The following is a 15903-nucleotide window of genomic DNA, read 5'->3' on the forward strand; positions in this document are numbered from 1 at the left end:
TGGTGAAAGCAAAAACGAGTGCTGAATGGCCAACAGACACTTAAGAGCCGCTTTATAACAAGGGCTCTAAAAATCTGTCAAGGAAGCCCCCCAGGCAAATACGTACTAATGCGTGCTAATTCTTTCCTTAGAATCGGACTCGCGTTTTTCATCCTTCGCGACAATCTCCGGAGCCACATCCGGCAAGGGCTCCGGCGCGTATTGCAGCGCAATTTGCAGGACCTCGTCAATCCATTTAACCGGTTTAATCTGGAGATCTTGCTTGATATTGTCAGGAATCTCCTTCAGATCGCGAACATTCTCTTCAGGAATGATCACGGTCTTGATTCCACCGCGGTGAGCAGCGAGCAGTTTTTCTTTCAAACCACCGATCGCCAGCACTTGACCACGCAAGGTGATTTCACCGGTCATGGCTACGTCCGCACGCACCGGAATGCCGGTCAATGCCGACACCAGCGCCGTGCACATGCCTACACCGGCGCTAGGGCCGTCTTTCGGCGTCGCCCCTTCCGGCATGTGGATGTGGGTGTCACGCTTCTCGTGGAAGTCCAGGGGAATGCCCAGGCTCTTCGCGCGGCTGCGCACAACCGTCAGGGCTGCGGTGATCGATTCGACCATCACGTCGCCCAGGGAACCGGTCTTGATCAGCTGGCCTTTGCCCGGCACGACAGCGGCTTCGATGGTCAGCAATTCGCCGCCCACCTGAGTCCACGCCAACCCGGTTACCTGACCGATCTGATCCTGCTGCTCAGCCAGGCCGTAGCGGAATTTACGCACGCCCAGGTAGTGTTCCAGATCGTCCGCAGTGACCTTCACCGAGAAGCGTTTTTCCAGCGCATGCTCTTTGACCGCCTTGCGGCAAACCTTGGCAATCTGGCGCTCCAGCCCACGCACACCGGCTTCGCGGGTGTAGTAGCGGATGATGTCGCGGATCGCTTCGGCGTCGAATTCCAGCTCGCCTTTCTTCAAACCGTTGGCCGTGATCTGCTTCGGCGAAAGGTATTTGACGGCAATGTTGATCTTCTCGTCTTCGGTGTAGCCCGGCAGACGAATCACTTCCATCCGGTCCAGCAGCGCCGGTGGAATGTTCATGGAGTTCGAGGTGCACAGGAACATCACATCCGACAGGTCGTAGTCGACTTCCAGATAGTGATCGTTGAAGTTGTGGTTCTGCTCGGGATCAAGCACTTCCAGCAACGCCGACGCCGGATCGCCACGCATGTCGCTGCCCATTTTGTCGATTTCATCGAGCAGGAACAGCGGGTTACGGACGCCCACCTTTGTCATCTTTTGAATCAATCTTCCGGGCATCGAACCGATGTAGGTACGGCGATGACCACGAATTTCCGCTTCATCACGCACACCGCCCAGGGCCATGCGCACGAATTTACGGTTAGTGGCGTGCGCGATCGACTCCGCCAGAGAGGTTTTACCCACCCCCGGAGGACCTACCAGGCACAACACCGGACCACGAATCTTCTTCACGCGCTTTTGCACAGCGAGGTATTCGAGAATCCGCTCTTTGACTTCTTCCAGACCATAGTGGTCGGCGTCGAGAATGTCTTCTGCGCGCGCCAGGTCCAGACGCACCTTGCTCTGAGCCTTCCACGGCACCTGAACCAGCCAGTCGATGTACGAACGCACCACGGTCGCTTCCGCGGACATTGGCGACATTTGCTTTAGCTTGTTCAGTTCGGCCGTAGCCTTGGCGAGCGCGTCTTTTGGCAGGCCGGCGGCATCGATGCGCTTTTTCAGCTCTTCGACTTCGTTATGCCCTTCGTCGCTGTCGCCGAGCTCTTTCTGAATGGCCTTCATCTGCTCATTCAAGTAGTACTCGCGCTGACTGCGCTCCATTTGCTTTTTGACGCGACCGCGAATGCGTTTTTCGACTTGCAGCAGATCGATCTCGGCATCCAGCAACGCCAGGACGTGCTCGACCCGGGCCGACAAATCGATGATTTCGAGGATTTCCTGCTTCTGCTCGATCTTCAGGGCCATGTGCGCGGCCATGGTGTCGACCAGGCGGCCAGGCTCGTCGATGCTGTTGAGCGACGACAGAACTTCAGCCGGGACTTTCTTGCCCAGCTGCACATATTGTTCGAACTGCGACAGCAGGCTGCGGACAAACACTTCCGACTCGCGCTCTGGCGCGTCGACTTCGTCGATCAACGAGACTTCGGCACGGCAATGGCCGTCCACTTCGCTGAAGCGCTCCACGGCGCCTCGCTGCTCGCCTTCGACAAGAACCTTGACCGTGCCATCAGGCAGCTTCAGCAGCTGCAGAACGGTCGCAATCGTACCTACGCGATAAAGTGCGTCTTCACCGGGATCGTCGTCAGCAGGGTTTCTCTGAGCCAGCAGAAGGATCTGCTTGTCGCCCGTCATCGCTGCCTCGAGAGCTTCGATGGATTTCTCGCGCCCCACGAACAGCGGGATAACCATGTGCGGATAAACCACGACATCACGCAATGGCAGGAGAGGCAATTCGATGGTTGTCTTCATGATTTCGCCTCTACGGCGGCCATATGGCCGGAAACAGATGGAAGTAAGCTTGAAACCAAGATGGGGGCAGCCTTCAAAAAAAACAAGCACAAAGACTGTGTAAAAAACCGGAAAAAGCAAAGGGGCCCGAAGGCCCCTTCTTTGTACCAACCGCGTGACGCTTAGGCGTCTGGCGCGGCCTTGGCAGCAGGCTCACTGTTTTCATAGATATACAGTGGCTTGGACTTGCCTTCTATAACGCTTTCATCGATCACTACTTTACTCACCTCGGACTGCGAGGGGATTTCATACATAGTGTCGAGCAATACACCTTCGAGAATCGAACGCAGACCACGTGCACCGGTTTTGCGTTCCAGCGCGCGCTTGGCGACCGATTTCAGTGCGTCAGCCCGGAATTCCAGGTCCACGCCTTCCATCTCGAACAGCTTGGCATACTGCTTGGTCAGAGCATTTTTCGGCTCGGTGAGGATCTGCATCAAAGCAGCTTCATCAAGCTCGTCCAGCGTCGCAAGAACCGGCAGACGACCGACGAATTCAGGGATCAGACCGAACTTGACCAGATCGTCAGGCTCGACTTCACGCAGGGATTCACCGACTTTCTTGCCTTCTTCCTTGCTGCGAACTTCCGCGTTGAAACCGATGCCGCCCTTGGTGGAACGGTTTTGAATAACCTTTTCCAGACCGGAGAACGCACCACCGCAGATGAACAGGATGTTACGGGTGTCGACCTGCAGGAATTCCTGCTGCGGATGCTTGCGACCACCTTGAGGCGGAACGGAAGCGACCGTGCCTTCGATCAACTTGAGCAGGGCCTGCTGCACGCCTTCACCGGAAACGTCCCGAGTGATCGACGGGTTGTCAGACTTGCGCGAAATCTTGTCGATTTCGTCGATGTAGACAATGCCCATCTGGGCCTTTTCCACGTCGTAATCGCACTTCTGCAACAGCTTCTGAATGATGTTCTCGACATCTTCACCTACGTAACCCGCCTCGGTGAGGGTGGTTGCGTCGGCGATGGTGAACGGAACGTTCAGCAAGCGGGCCAGTGTTTCGGCAAGCAGGGTTTTACCCGAGCCTGTCGGGCCGATCAGCAAGATGTTGCTCTTGCCGAGTTCGACGTCGTCATTCTTTTTGTCACGCTGGTTCAGACGCTTGTAGTGGTTGTACACCGCTACGGCCAGAACCTTTTTTGCACGCTCCTGACCAATCACGTACTGATCAAGGATGCCGCTGATTTCTTTAGGCGAAGGCAATTTATGCGCGCTGCTCTCGGCCTGTGCTTCCTGCACCTCCTCGCGGATGATGTCATTGCACAGGTCGACGCACTCGTCGCAGATAAAGACCGAGGGGCCGGCAATCAATTTGCGCACTTCATGCTGGCTTTTGCCACAGAAGGAGCAATAGAGCAGCTTGCCGTTGTCCTCGCCGTTGCGGGTGTCAGTCATTCGTTCGATCCAAATCCGATAGGCTTGCAACACAAGATGAAGGCTATTGCGGGCTTTTTCAAGCCCGCCGCTGATCAGACCAGCCGACCAAGCCTATTTTGAGCTGCTTATTTTAAGCGGGGCGCTGATTGATCACTTCGTCGATCAACCCGTATTCACGCGCAGCTTCTGCACTCATGAAGTTATCGCGGTTGGTATCGCGCTCGATTTCCTCAAGCGTGTGCCCGCTGTGCTTGGCCATCAACGTGTTGAGACGTTCACGGATGAAGAGGATTTCCTTGGCATGGATTTCGATATCCGATGCCTGGCCCTGGAAACCGCCCAGTGGCTGGTGAATCATCACACGCGAGTTCGGCAGGCAGTAACGCTTGCCAGGAGCACCGGCGGTCAGCAGGAAAGCGCCCATGCTGCACGCCTGGCCGATACAGGTGGTCGACACGTTGGGTTTGATGAACTGCATGGTGTCGTAGATCGACATGCCTGCTGTCACCGAACCGCCCGGGGAGTTGATATAGAGATGGATGTCCTTGTCCGGGTTTTCCGCTTCAAGGAACAGCAGTTGCGCACAGATCAGGTTGGCCATGTAGTCCTCTACCGGGCCAACCAGAAAGATCACTCGCTCCTTGAGGAGACGCGAGTAGATGTCGTAGGCGCGCTCGCCACGAGCGGACTGCTCGACAACCATCGGGACCAGGCCGCCTGCGGCCTGGATATCAGAGTTCTGCTGAATATACGAATTACGGAACATGCTCTGCAGTCACTCCCAAATAGTTATGTCTTGAATACGCATAAGCCAGCTCGAGAGCTGGCTTATGGTGTGTGCTTCTAACGCAAAAACAATCAGTCGGCTTGTGGAGCTTCTACCGGCTTGACCGCTTCTTCGTAAGAGACCGATTTGTCGGTCACGCTAGCTTTCTGCAGAACAGTATCCACAACTTGCTCTTCCAGCACAACCGAACGAACTTCGTTCAGTTGCTGGTCGTTCTTGTAGTACCAGGACACAACTTGCTCAGGCTCCTGGTAGGCCGAAGCCATTTCCTGAATCATCTCGCGAACGCGGGTTTCGTCAGGCTTGAGGTCGAATTGCTTGACCACTTCAGCCACGATCAGACCCAGCACTACGCGGCGCTTGGCTTGCTCTTCGAACAGCTCGGCCGGCAGTTGGTCAGGCTTGATGTTGCCACCGAACTGCTGAACAGCCTGCACGCGCAGACGGTCAACTTCGTTGGACAGCAGAGCCTTAGGCACTTCGATCGGGTTGGTGGCCAGCAGACCGTCCATTACCTGATTCTTGACCTTGGATTTGATCGCCTGACGCAGCTCGCGCTCCATGTTCTTGCGAACTTCGGTGCGGAAGCCTTCCAGACCGGTTTCCTTGATGCCGAATTGAGCGAAGAACTCTTCGGTCAGCTCTGGCAGTTTTGGCTCGGAAACAGTGTTCACGGTCACGGTGAACTCGGCGGTCTTGCCAGCCAGGTCGAGGTTCTGGTAGTCCTCTGGGAAAGTCAGGTTCAGAACGCGTTCTTCACCGGCTTTAGCGCCAACCAGACCATCTTCGAAACCGGGGATCATGCGGCCGGAACCCAGAACCAGCTGAGTACCTTTGGCGGAACCGCCAGCGAACACTTCACCGTCGACCTTGCCGACGAAATCGATGTTCAGCTGGTCTTCGTTCTGGGCAGCGCGATCGGCCACTTCAAAACGGGTGTTCTGCTTGCGCAGGATGTCCAGCATTTTGTCCAGATCGGCATCAGCCACGTCAGCGCTCAGGCGCTCAACGTTGATACCTTCGAAACCGGCAACGGTGAACTCAGGGAACACTTCGAATACGGCAACGTATTCCAGGTCCTTGCCTGCTTCCAGCGATTTAGGCTCGATCGAAGGCGAACCAGCCGGGTTCAGCTTCTGCTCAACCACAGCTTCGTAGAAGGAAGACTGGATCACGTCACCTACAGCTTCCTGACGCGCATCAGCACCGAAACGGCGCTTGATTTCGCTCATTGGCACTTTGCCTGGACGGAAGCCAGCAATCTTGGCCTTTTGGGCGGTCTGCTGCAGACGCTTGTTGACCTGGCTCTCGATGCGCTCAGCCGGCACGGTGACGCTCATGCGGCGCTCAAGAGCAGTAGTATTTTCAACAGAAACTTGCATGGATATTCCTCGTTGCACAGACGTTAGCCGGCCGTTTCCGACCCCAGAATCAAGGGCATGCATTCTAGTGGGTCAAACTCAAGAAGTCACCCTACTGAAAACGGGTAAAAACGCAGCAGGCAATTTATAGGTGCGAATGCACGAATGCACCTCGCCCCGATGGCAAATACAACCAATCACGCCAGGGCTCTGCGCCAACCCTTCTATATATAGAAGCGGTCGCCAGCGATCTCCCTGACAGCCGACCTCGCAAGCAAGGCCGGCGGACAGAACGGCATCATCGAGAAACATAAATACGACGAAACGCCCCGCCCCTGCGGCCCGGAACCAGCGGCCGCTGAAACAAAAAAGGCGCCAGACTTTTCAATCTGGCGCCTTTCGAAATATGGGGTGGACGATGGGGATCGAACCCACGACAACGGGAGTCACAATCCCGTGCTCTACCAACTGAGCTACGCCCACCATATTGCGTAACAAGGAAGCCAAACAGCTTCGTTGCTGAACCCCATTCACACCAGCCGGTATGAACGAAGCTTTATTTGGTGCGGATGAAGAGACTCGAACTCTTACGCCTCGCGGCGCTGGAACCTAAATCCAGTGTGTCTACCAATTCCACCACATCCGCGGAGTGAAGCTTTTAAAGCAAAGGCGCCAGACTGTTAATCTGGCGCCTTTTCGAAATATGGGGTGGACGATGGGGATCGAACCCACGACAACGGGAGTCACAATCCCGTGCTCTACCAACTGAGCTACGCCCACCATATTGCGTTACTTGTGCCAAAGCTGCCTAATGGCGCACCCGGCAGGACTCGAACCTGCGACCATCCGCTTAGAAGGCGGATGCTCTATCCAGCTGAGCTACGGGCGCCTTGTTAGCTGTACCCTTGAAGGACTACAAACTAAGAGCTTGTCAGTCTTGCAGAACTGTAATTCCGTTCGACCTTCTTAACCAGTGCTAGGCTGTGCCCGACAAGTGCGACGAATAGTATAGAGCCCCCCAGAGGTCGTCAAATCCTTTTTAAAAAAAATTCATTTAATTAAAGGGGTTAGAGGAATTTGCAGACCAAGCGCCTTTGCCCTCACCGCATGACATGCGAGAATGCGTTCTCTTTTTTTCCCCTCTCGATGGTTAATCACGCGCAATGACTGCACAACTAATCGACGGCAAATCGATCGCCGCCAGCCTGCGCCAGCAGATCGCCCAACGGGTTACCGAGCGTCGCCAGCAAGGCCTGCGCACGCCCGGCCTAGCGGTGATCCTGGTCGGCAGCGATCCTGCCTCTCAGGTTTATGTCTCGCACAAGCGTAAAGACTGTGAAGAGGTCGGCTTTCTTTCCCAAGCCTATGACCTGCCTTCCGAAACCACTCAAGAAGCGCTGACCGATCTGATCGATCGCCTGAATGACGATCCGGCGATTGACGGCGTTCTGTTGCAGCTTCCTCTTCCTGAACACCTGGACGCGTCCAAATTGCTGGAGCGCATTCGCCCGGACAAGGACGTCGACGGTTTCCATCCTTATAACGTCGGTCGTCTGGCCCAGCGTATTCCGCTGCTGCGTCCATGCACGCCCAAAGGCATCATGACCTTGCTGGAAAGCACCGGTGCCGATCTGTATGGAATGAATGCCGTGGTCGTCGGCGCGTCCAACATTGTTGGCCGCCCGATGGCGATGGAGTTGTTGCTGGCCGGTTGCACCGTGACCGTCACCCACCGCTTCACCAAGGATCTGGCCGGCCACGTCGGTCGTGCTGACCTGGTTGTTGTCGCCGCTGGCAAACCGGGCCTGGTCAAGGGTGAATGGATCAAGGAAGGCGCGATCGTGATCGACGTCGGCATCAACCGCCAGGAAGACGGCAAACTGGTCGGTGATGTGATCTACGAAACCGCCCTGCCCCGCGCTGGCTGGATCACTCCGGTCCCGGGCGGCGTCGGCCCGATGACTCGTGCCTGCCTGCTGGAAAACACGCTGTACGCCGCCGAAACCCTGCACAGTTAAGGCTGGTTGCAGAGGTAGTCCGCGACACAAGGAACCCCGCCCATGGCGGGGTTCTTTTTTGCCCGCGGAACAGGCTCGACCATCCGCCGGAAAATGACATTTTTTTCATGCTTTCCGGGACTTTCACCTGTTACTTGAACAACCATCGACAGTTATTCAGCCATACTCCAGAATGTCGCGCTTTTTACGAAATAGCCCGTTACATAAACGGCGTATCAACACTTTATGAGTCTGCCAGCGTGAAAATCCGTCTTTCCATCCTGAGCCTAGTTTTTGCAGTTACAGGGACTTTCATCACGCCAATCGCCAGCGCTGGCGAAACCACCGCAGCGCCTCGAGATACCTCGCAACTCAAGCTCGCTTCCGGCAGCTCTTTGCTGTTGGATATGCAGACCAACAAAGTCATCTACGCCAGCAACCCTGACGTGGTTGTCCCCATCGCTTCCGTCAGCAAGCTGATGACCGGCCTGGTCGTGGTTGAAGCCCGGCAAAACATGGACGAATACATCAACATCAACATTAGCGACACGCCGGAAATGAAGGGTGTGTACTCACGGGTGAAGCTAAAGAGCGAACTGCCACGCAGAGAAATGTTGCTGATTGCCCTGATGTCCTCCGAAAACCGCGCCGCCGCGAGCCTGGCCCATCACTATCCGGGTGGCTATGCCGCGTTCATTGCGGCGATGAACGCCAAGGCCCGTGCGCTTGGCATGACCAATACCCATTTCGTCGAACCGACGGGGCTCTCACCGCGTAACGTTTCGACCGCTCGCGACTTGAGTAAACTGTTGATCGCCGCGCACAAGTACCCGTTGCTGACCGAGTTGAGCACGACCAAGGAAAAAACCGTTACGTTCCGCAAACCCAACTACAGCCTGGGCTTTCGCAACACCGACCATTTGGTCCGCAAGCCGGACTGGGACATCCAGCTGACGAAAACCGGCTTCACCAACGAAGCAGGTCACTGCCTGGTGCTGGTGACCCGGATGGGTAATCGCCCGGTGGCCTTGGTGATTCTTGACGCCTATGGCAAGTACACGCACTTTGCCGATGCCACCCGTATGCGCAATTGGGTAGAGAGCGGCAAGAGCGCGGACGTGCCTTCCGTAGCCTTGCAGTACAAGGCAGACAAGAACCTCAAGCAGCGCCAGAGCGGCGTGGTTGAAGCTTCGAAGTAACTTTTCTGAGAGTGCATGAAAAAGCCCCGAACAGTCGGGGCTTTTTTTCGTCGCCAATTAGTCGTTAGGCAGCGGCATCTGGTCGTCATCCGGAATGCCATCTCCTTTGCTCGGGTCTCGCCAGCCCTGCGGATGTTCCGTTGGCGCCACGGTGGGACGCGCCAGTGGATCTCGCATTGGGCTGTCCGGATCCAGCACCGGATCGATGCTTTCTTCAGGAGTGGTCGGAACAGTTTCCGGACGTTTGTCGTTGAAGCTTGAATCGGTAGACATACGCACCTCCATGAGACCTAGGGTTTCAGATCGCCAAGTGGATCGTAGGGCTTTGCCGGAGCCTTGGGATTGTCACCCGGCTTCACATCCTTCGGCGCTTTGGCCGGTCCGATGGGATCGACCTGAGGATCGGCGAGGTCAGGAGAATCGGGATCAAACCCCAGCTCATCATCGCCGGACGAATGCTCGGACGAATGTGGGCCGGCGGGGGTATTGGAATGTGCCATGGGCGCCTCCTGATCACGGCCCGAAAAGATCAGGGCCTTACAGGTTCAGAGGACGCCAACGGGCCGGGGTGCCCGGCAGATGACGAACGGGCTTACTGTGCGTTCAGAGCCTTTTTGGCCTTCGCCGCCGCCTGCTCCTGGCCGGCCTGGGCCAGATCGTTGGCCGCCTTGAGCCAGCGCTGCTGATCGACTTCCGCTGGAATCTGCGTCGGTGCCTGAATCAGCACCGCCCATCCACCGGCATCCTTGAAAGCCGATTCGAACGAACCGAAGCTCATCAGCAACCGCTGGTCCATCCCGGCACGCAACAACACGGTCTGTTTCTGACGGTTATAGCCGGAGAGAATTGCATAACGCGGTTCAGCCCAGAGCGCCGAGCCCTCGGTAAACCGCACCATCACCGGATACCCGGCGGCCACCTGAGTCAGCAAGGCTGGCAGATTGCTGTCCAGCGGATAAACCATCATCCCGTACTCACGGGCGAGGTTCTGCATGTTCTGTTGCAACTGGGCTTCGGCGCCCGGCAAACGAAGCGGTTTGTCGAGCAAACCCGGGGTGATCACGATGCCTTGCTGGGACAACATGCTCGCCAATACCTGCGGCCCGCTTTGATTGGCCACGCCCTTATAGAACCGACCCGTGAGTTCGACCCGCTCCGGCAGCCGCTTGATCTGCGGCGCAACGCTCCCCGCGCAGCCAGAAAGACTGGCGACACAACCCACGATCACCGCCACCGAAAGAATTCGAGAAATTACCCGCACCATCATCACTCTCTTGTTCAGACGCCAGGCAATCCGCTTCCCGGCTTGGGCATCGATCATAGGACGCCGCGCGGCGCCGGTATAGCCTTAACCGGTAGTTGATTGCTTTCGATAGAGCGAACTGGTTGGTGCCAGGCGACTTTCGGTCAATAGCCTGAAACACAGCAGCGACTAGACTGTCACTTGCATAGCGTGTGCGCCCGCTGCAGGGCAAAGAGGAGGCATCGATGAGCCTGACAATGACAATCGTAATGTTGATTTCCGGCTGGCTGGCCGTCGCCGCTGCCATGTTGTGGGGAGTTCTGCGCATTACCCGCCGCCACCATCACCATCCGGTCCAATCGGCGCCAGTGACGAAAGCCGAGGAACCTCCCGTACGTCACGCAACCGCGCACTGACGTTATCCGGATACAAGCAAAAACGGCCGCCTGGACTCTTTCGAGTTCAGGCGGCCGTTTCGTTTAGCGATGGTTAAGCTTCAGTGGCAATGCGCTTTTGCTTCGCGCGCCGGGACATCATGTTCAACACTTCAATCGTGGCCGAGAACGCCATGGCGGCATACACATAGCCTTTCGGTACGTGGGCGCCGAAGCCCTCGGCGATCAGCGTCATGCCGATCATGATCAGGAAGCCAAGGGCCAGCATGACCACCGTCGGGTTGTCATTGATGAACTTGGCCAGCGGATCAGCTGCAAACAACATCACCAATACCGACACCACCACCGCGATGATCATGATCGGCAAGTGCTCGGTCATGCCGACGGCGGTAATGATGCTGTCGATGGAAAACACCATGTCCAGCATCAGGATCTGCCCGATCGCCGCGGCGAAACCCAAGGTTACCGTCGATGTCGCCGAAGTCGGATCATCCGGAGCAGGGTCCATGCTGTGATGGATTTCGGTCGTTGCCTTCCACAACAGGAAAAGACCACCGGCGATCAGGATCATGTCTTTCCAGGAGAACGCGTGGCCGAAAACCTCGATCACAGGCGTGGTCAACTGGACAATGAACGCAATGGTGCTGAGCAAGCCCAGGCGCAGGATCAACGCCATGCCGATACCGATGCGCCGCGCTTTCTGCCGGTGCTGCTCGGGCAGTTTATTGGTCAGGATCGAGATGAAGATCAGGTTATCGATGCCGAGCACGATTTCCATCACCACCAGGGTGGCCAGGGCGACCCAGGCAGTGGGGCTGGCGGCTAGTTGTAAAAGGTATTCCATGGGTCAGTCCTGACTCGTTGTAAGACGGTTTAGATTTCCTTGGAGGAAGATTCGGATTTTTCCGAGTCTTTTTCCGATGATTCTTTTTTGCTGATCAGCCCGCCGGTGGCATCACTGAGCGCTTGCTCGGCGGCTTTGTGGGTATCGTCGATGGCCTGTTTCGCGCTTTCGGCGGCTTTGCCCATCAGTTGCTGGGCGCTTTTTTCGGCTTGGTCGCAACCGGCCAATACCAGTAAAGATGTGATCAACAGCGCCGTGGCTTTAATTTTCATGATGCTTCCCTCGATATAACGAACGGGACCGAAACGATGGCCCGTTGATAGCGAGGCATTCTAGGGAAGCAGATACTTCAGGAAAATTCGTATTTTTGCCATGTATACTTCGGTTTTTACGAATGTAGGAGCTGCCGAAGGCTGCGATCTTTTGATTTTGTTTTTCACGGGCAGATCAAAAGATCGCAGCCTCGTTTCACTCGACAGCTCCTACAGGTGGCCGTACATGTTGAATTATCGGCAATTGCATTACTTCTGGGTGGTGGCCAAAACCGGCAGCATCGTGCGCGCCTGCGAACAGCTGAACCTCACTCCGCAGACCATCAGTGGGCAGATTTCACTGCTGGAACAAACCTATGGCATCGAACTGTTTCGCCGCGTCGGTCGGCAACTGGAACTCACCGAAGCCGGCCGGCAAACCCTAACCTACGCCGAGCAAATGTTTCAGTTGGGCGGTGAACTGGAATTGATGTTGCGGGCGCAGCCCAATGAACAGCAGATTCTGTTTCGCGTCGGCGTGGCCGACGTGGTGCCCAAATCCATCGTCTACCGCCTGATCGCGCCGACCATGGAACTGAGTGAGCCGCTGCGCATTACGTGCCGCGAAGACAAGCTTGAACGTTTGTTGGCCGACCTGGCGATCCAGCGTCTGGACCTGGTGATCTCCGACAGCCCGATGCCGTCGCACCTGGACATCAAAGGCTACAGCCAGAAGCTCGGTGAATGCGGGATCAGTTTCTTCGCCACACCTGAGTTGGCGGCGCGATACGGCGAGGATTTCCCGCGCAACCTGCACGGCGCACCGCTTCTGATTCCGGGACCGGAAACCGTAGTGCGCAGCCGTTTGCAACGCTGGTTCGCCGAGCAGCAGATCCAGCCAAAAATTGTCGGTGAGTTCGACGACAGCGCCTTGATGCAGGCCTTCGGCCAATCCGGCAGCGGGATTTTCATCGGCCCGAGCGTGATTGCCGATGAAGTGAAACGCCAATGCGGCGTGGAGGTGATTGGCCAGACTGACGCCGTGAGCGAGTCGTTCTACGCCATTTCCGTGGAGCGCAAGGTCAAGCACCCTGGCATTGTCGCCATTACCGAAGGTGCCCGACGCGAGTTGTTTACAACGCTGTGATTTCTTCGCGTGGCTTGAAAGTCATCAGGGCGATAGCCAGCAGAATCGAAGCAAGAATAAAAGCCGCCGCCGCGAAGCCAAGACCTTGCAGGCCAACACTGTCGATCACCCGACCGCCGATCATCGCGCCCAAGCCAATACCGAGGTTGGCCCCGGCGATGTTCAACGACGCAGCAAACGCCGGCGCTTCCGGTGCGGCTTTCATCAGCCGCACATGGCTGACCAAAAACAACGCTGCCTGAGTCACGCCCCAGATGCCCATCGCCGCCGCGAGGCCGACCGGCGAATGAATGTTCGGTACCAGCGCCACCAGGCCGGCAATCATGAATGCGCAGAACATCATCGAAGCCATCAGCGGGTGACGATCCACCGCGCGACCGCCCAACGAGTTGCCGATCAAACCGACCGCACCGAAGCCCATCAGGCACCAGCCGACCACCGTGCCGTTGAAACCGGCCAGTCGCTCAAGAATGTCCGCCAGATAGGTGTACGCGGTGAACATGCCGCTGAACACAATCACCGACAGCAATACATGACCGATCATCAACGGGCTGCGCAGGATCTTGAACTGCGAGCGAAAGCTGACCTGGTGCTGGTGCAGATTGGTTTTTGGCAGGTAGATAAACAGCAGCAACGCCTTGGCAAACGCGATGACCGCCAGAATGGCGAAGGCGCTGCGCCAGCCGAACGCATCGGAAATCAGCGTGCCCACCGGAATGCCGAACACCGTAGCGCAGACGATACCGAAGCCGATCTTGGCGATGGCGCGACCCGCGTAGTCCGGGCCGACAATATCGACGGCGGTTTCACTGGCCAGCGCCCAGAACACCGGCAACCCCAGTGCCGGGATCAACCGGGCGAACGCCATCACCCAGATATTCGGCGCCAGCGCCGCGAGGGTGTTGGCCAGGCCAAACATGATCAACACCGAGATAAACAGCTTGCGTCGTTCGAAGCGGGCGAAGTACGCGGTGAGGAACGGCCCGAATGCGGCGACGGTGAAGGCAAACAGGGTTACCAGCAAACCCGCTTGCGGAATGCTGACGTCGAGGTCACGGGCGATGGCCGGCAACAGGCCGACGATGATGAACTCCGTGGTCAGCACCGTGAAACCGGCGGCAGACAACAGAAGAATCGGAAACAGCATGCAAAACTCCAGAAAACGACAACACCAGCGATAGCCCGAAGGCTCACTGGCGGATGAAAATGAGGATGGCGAATCTTAACAGAGTGTTTCCGGATGCGGTTGCACGAACCTGCAATTCGCGTTGAATGCCGGGGTGGCAGTTCGTCACAGGTCTGAAAGATCGTTCTTACGCTGTGATAAAGTCCGCGCCCTGAAAAACGTACACCCTGTGTTCATCGAGCATTTATTGCCGCCGATGTCGCGACATTCTTCGGTTTCCTGCCTGCGATCTGCCCCGTAGAGCGGCGAAACCTCGCACTTATAAAAAATCAGAGATGCCGTTTTATGACTGCTTCATCCCCTTCTCTATTGCAACGCCTCAAACGCTTGAGCCTGGTTACGCAAATCGTGATCGGCCTGATCGCCGGTATTGCCCTGGCCCTGTTTGCGCCTGACGCGGCGAAGTCCACCGCGTTCATCGGCAAAGTGTTTGTCTCGGCGCTGAAGGCCGTCGCGCCGATCCTGGTGTTCGTGCTGGTCATGGCGTCGATTGCCAACCACAAGCACGGCCAGGAAACCCACATCCGACCAATTCTGTTTCTGTATCTGCTGGGGACTTTCGCCGCCGCCGTGGTCGCTGTGGTTGCCAGCATGATGTTCCCGTCGAGCCTGGTGCTGTCGACTCAGGATGTTGCTGTGTCTGCGCCTGGCGGTATCGGCGAAGTGCTGCAAAGCCTGTTGCTGAGCGTGGTCGACAACCCTGTCAGCGCCCTGATGAATGCGAACTTCATCGGCATTCTGGCGTGGGCCATCGGTATGGGCGTTGCCATCCGTCACGCCGGCGACACCACCCGTGAAGTGCTGGGCGACCTGTCCAACGGCGTGACCGTGATTGTGCGAGTGGTGATTCGCTTCGCCCCGCTGGGCATTTTCGGCCTGGTGGCCTCGACCTTGGCGACCTCCGGTTTCGGCGCCCTGATCGGTTACGCGCATCTGTTGGCCGTGTTGCTGGGCTGCATGTTGTTTGTGGCGCTGGTGATGAACCCGCTCATCGTGTTCTGGAAACTGCGTCGCAACCCGTATCCGTTGGTGCTGACCTGCCTGCGCGAAAGCGGCATCACCGCGTTCTTCACCCGCAGTTCGGCGGCGAACATTCCGGTCAACCTGGAGTTGAGCAAGCGTCTGGGCCTGCACGAAGACACCTACTCGGTATCGATCCCGCTGGGCGCGACCATCAACATGGCCGGTGCGGCGATCACCATCACCGTACTGACATTGGCGGCTGTGCACACGCTGGGCATTGCTGTGGACATCCCGACCGCGATCCTGTTGAGCGTCGTCGCAGCGATCTGCGCCTGCGGTGCCTCGGGTGTGGCCGGTGGTTCGCTGTTGCTGATCCCGCTGGCGTGCAGCCTGTTCGGCATCCCGAGCGAAATCGCCATGCAGGTGGTGGCGGTTGGTTTCATCATCGGCGTGTTGCAGGACTCGGCGGAAACCGCGCTGAACTCCTCCACCGATGTACTGTTCACCGCAGCGGCTTGCCTGGGTGAAGAGGCAAAAGCAGAACGCCTGGCCTGAAAGATCAAGAGATCGCAGCCTTCGGCAGCTCCTACATTGGAATGCA

The 15903-nt window shown here is 57.0% G+C and carries 15 protein-coding genes and 4 tRNA genes; 5 read left to right on the forward strand and 14 right to left on the reverse strand.

Annotated elements, in window-relative coordinates:
* Nucleotides 1–105 precede the first annotated feature (105 nt).
* From lon to ACW9JC_RS11705, 8 genes are all read right to left on the reverse strand, one after another.
* Nucleotides 106–2502, reverse strand: coding sequence for an endopeptidase La (lon, locus tag ACW9JC_RS11670; protein ID WP_338581964.1), 2397 nt, complete (start codon nt 2500–2502; stop codon nt 106–108).
* A gap of 161 nt (nt 2503–2663) precedes the next feature.
* Nucleotides 2664–3947, reverse strand: coding sequence for an ATP-dependent Clp protease ATP-binding subunit ClpX (gene clpX, locus ACW9JC_RS11675; protein WP_007946893.1), 1284 nt, complete (start codon nt 3945–3947; stop codon nt 2664–2666).
* Between the two features lie 112 nt (nt 3948–4059).
* On the reverse strand, nt 4060–4695 hold the full coding sequence (gene clpP, locus ACW9JC_RS11680) for an ATP-dependent Clp endopeptidase proteolytic subunit ClpP (protein WP_219097672.1): 636 nt from the start codon (nt 4693–4695) through the stop codon (nt 4060–4062).
* Between the two features lie 92 nt (nt 4696–4787).
* Nucleotides 4788–6098: a trigger factor gene (gene tig, locus ACW9JC_RS11685; protein ID WP_338581966.1), complete on the reverse strand. Its 1311-nt coding sequence runs from the start codon at nt 6096–6098 to the stop codon at nt 4788–4790.
* Between the two features lie 386 nt (nt 6099–6484).
* A tRNA-His gene (locus tag ACW9JC_RS11690) sits at nt 6485–6560 on the reverse strand.
* A 78-nt stretch (nt 6561–6638) separates the two neighbouring features.
* A tRNA-Leu gene (locus tag ACW9JC_RS11695) sits at nt 6639–6723 on the reverse strand.
* A 58-nt stretch (nt 6724–6781) separates the two neighbouring features.
* Nucleotides 6782–6857, reverse strand: a tRNA-His gene (locus ACW9JC_RS11700).
* Between the two features lie 32 nt (nt 6858–6889).
* Nucleotides 6890–6966: transfer RNA gene (locus tag ACW9JC_RS11705), tRNA-Arg, on the reverse strand.
* 274 nt (nt 6967–7240) lie between these two features.
* Here ACW9JC_RS11705 and folD point away from each other — a divergent pair.
* Both folD and pbpG read left to right on the forward strand, forming a co-directional pair.
* Nucleotides 7241–8095, forward strand: coding sequence for a bifunctional methylenetetrahydrofolate dehydrogenase/methenyltetrahydrofolate cyclohydrolase FolD (gene folD, locus ACW9JC_RS11710; protein WP_416129295.1), 855 nt, complete (start codon nt 7241–7243; stop codon nt 8093–8095).
* A gap of 239 nt (nt 8096–8334) precedes the next feature.
* Nucleotides 8335–9273, forward strand: coding sequence for a D-alanyl-D-alanine endopeptidase (gene pbpG / locus ACW9JC_RS11715; protein WP_338581968.1), 939 nt, complete (start codon nt 8335–8337; stop codon nt 9271–9273).
* Nucleotides 9274–9330: 57 nt separating this feature from the next.
* Here the strand turns inward: pbpG and ACW9JC_RS11720 are convergent, their stop codons facing one another.
* The 3 genes from ACW9JC_RS11720 to ACW9JC_RS11730 form a co-directional block, all read right to left on the reverse strand.
* A complete protein-coding gene (locus ACW9JC_RS11720) occupies nt 9331–9546 on the reverse strand; it encodes a hypothetical protein (RefSeq protein WP_338581969.1) in 216 nt (71 codons plus the stop codon).
* 17 nt (nt 9547–9563) lie between these two features.
* Nucleotides 9564–9773: a DUF6021 family protein gene (locus ACW9JC_RS11725; RefSeq protein ID WP_338581970.1), complete on the reverse strand. Its 210-nt coding sequence runs from the start codon at nt 9771–9773 to the stop codon at nt 9564–9566.
* A 92-nt stretch (nt 9774–9865) separates the two neighbouring features.
* Nucleotides 9866–10594, reverse strand: coding sequence for a peptidase C39 family protein (locus ACW9JC_RS11730; RefSeq protein ID WP_457455082.1), 729 nt, complete (start codon nt 10592–10594; stop codon nt 9866–9868).
* Nucleotides 10595–10773: 179 nt separating this feature from the next.
* Between ACW9JC_RS11730 and ACW9JC_RS11735 the strand changes: the two genes are divergently transcribed.
* The gene (locus ACW9JC_RS11735) at nt 10774–10932 is read left to right on the forward strand and encodes a hypothetical protein (RefSeq protein ID WP_338586600.1); all 159 of its coding nucleotides are present in this window, start codon (nt 10774–10776) and stop codon (nt 10930–10932) included.
* A 73-nt stretch (nt 10933–11005) separates the two neighbouring features.
* Here the strand turns inward: ACW9JC_RS11735 and ACW9JC_RS11740 are convergent, their stop codons facing one another.
* Nucleotides 11006–11755 (reverse strand): TerC family protein, encoded by a 750-nt coding sequence (locus tag ACW9JC_RS11740; protein ID WP_457455083.1) that lies wholly within the window; start codon nt 11753–11755, stop codon nt 11006–11008.
* Nucleotides 11756–11784: 29 nt separating this feature from the next.
* Nucleotides 11785–12027, reverse strand: coding sequence for a hypothetical protein (locus ACW9JC_RS11745; protein WP_338581973.1), 243 nt, complete (start codon nt 12025–12027; stop codon nt 11785–11787).
* 226 nt (nt 12028–12253) lie between these two features.
* On the opposite strand from ACW9JC_RS11745, the gene nhaR reads away from it, so the two are divergent.
* On the forward strand, nt 12254–13153 hold the full coding sequence (nhaR, locus tag ACW9JC_RS11750) for a transcriptional activator NhaR (protein WP_457455084.1): 900 nt from the start codon (nt 12254–12256) through the stop codon (nt 13151–13153).
* Here nhaR and ACW9JC_RS11755 read toward each other — a convergent pair.
* Nucleotides 13140–14300 carry an MFS transporter gene (locus tag ACW9JC_RS11755; protein ID WP_457455085.1) on the reverse strand — a complete coding sequence of 387 codons (1161 nt, stop codon included), beginning with the start codon at nt 14298–14300 and terminating at the stop codon, nt 13140–13142. The two genes, nhaR and ACW9JC_RS11755, sit on opposite strands and share 14 nt — an antisense overlap.
* Nucleotides 14301–14624: 324 nt before the next feature.
* Between ACW9JC_RS11755 and sstT the strand changes: the two genes are divergently transcribed.
* Entirely contained in the window at nt 14625–15857 is a 1233-nt protein-coding gene (sstT, locus tag ACW9JC_RS11760; protein WP_457455086.1) for a serine/threonine transporter SstT, read from the forward strand.
* Nucleotides 15858–15903 lie beyond the last annotated feature (46 nt).

Source organism: Pseudomonas sp. SDO5591_S426 (assembly GCF_054070755.1).

Coding starts and splice junctions, on each gene's coding strand:
- ACW9JC_RS11720 (WP_338581969.1), bottom strand. CDS start 9,546: ATGTCTACCGATTCAAGCTTCAACGACAAACGTCCGGAAACTGTTCCG.
- ACW9JC_RS11745 (WP_338581973.1), bottom strand. CDS start 12,027: ATGAAAATTAAAGCCACGGCGCTGTTGATCACATCTTTACTGGTATTG.
- clpP (WP_219097672.1), bottom strand. CDS start 4,695: ATGTTCCGTAATTCGTATATTCAGCAGAACTCTGATATCCAGGCCGCA.
- ACW9JC_RS11740 (WP_457455083.1), bottom strand. CDS start 11,755: ATGGAATACCTTTTACAACTAGCCGCCAGCCCCACTGCCTGGGTCGCC.
- ACW9JC_RS11725 (WP_338581970.1), bottom strand. CDS start 9,773: ATGGCACATTCCAATACCCCCGCCGGCCCACATTCGTCCGAGCATTCG.
- sstT (WP_457455086.1), top strand. CDS start 14,625: ATGACTGCTTCATCCCCTTCTCTATTGCAACGCCTCAAACGCTTGAGC.
- clpX (WP_007946893.1), bottom strand. CDS start 3,947: ATGACTGACACCCGCAACGGCGAGGACAACGGCAAGCTGCTCTATTGC.
- tig (WP_338581966.1), bottom strand. CDS start 6,098: ATGCAAGTTTCTGTTGAAAATACTACTGCTCTTGAGCGCCGCATGAGC.
- ACW9JC_RS11755 (WP_457455085.1), bottom strand. CDS start 14,300: ATGCTGTTTCCGATTCTTCTGTTGTCTGCCGCCGGTTTCACGGTGCTG.
- nhaR (WP_457455084.1), top strand. CDS start 12,254: ATGTTGAATTATCGGCAATTGCATTACTTCTGGGTGGTGGCCAAAACC.
- folD (WP_416129295.1), top strand. CDS start 7,241: ATGACTGCACAACTAATCGACGGCAAATCGATCGCCGCCAGCCTGCGC.
- lon (WP_338581964.1), bottom strand. CDS start 2,502: ATGAAGACAACCATCGAATTGCCTCTCCTGCCATTGCGTGATGTCGTG.
- ACW9JC_RS11735 (WP_338586600.1), top strand. CDS start 10,774: ATGACAATCGTAATGTTGATTTCCGGCTGGCTGGCCGTCGCCGCTGCC.
- ACW9JC_RS11730 (WP_457455082.1), bottom strand. CDS start 10,594: ATGATCGATGCCCAAGCCGGGAAGCGGATTGCCTGGCGTCTGAACAAG.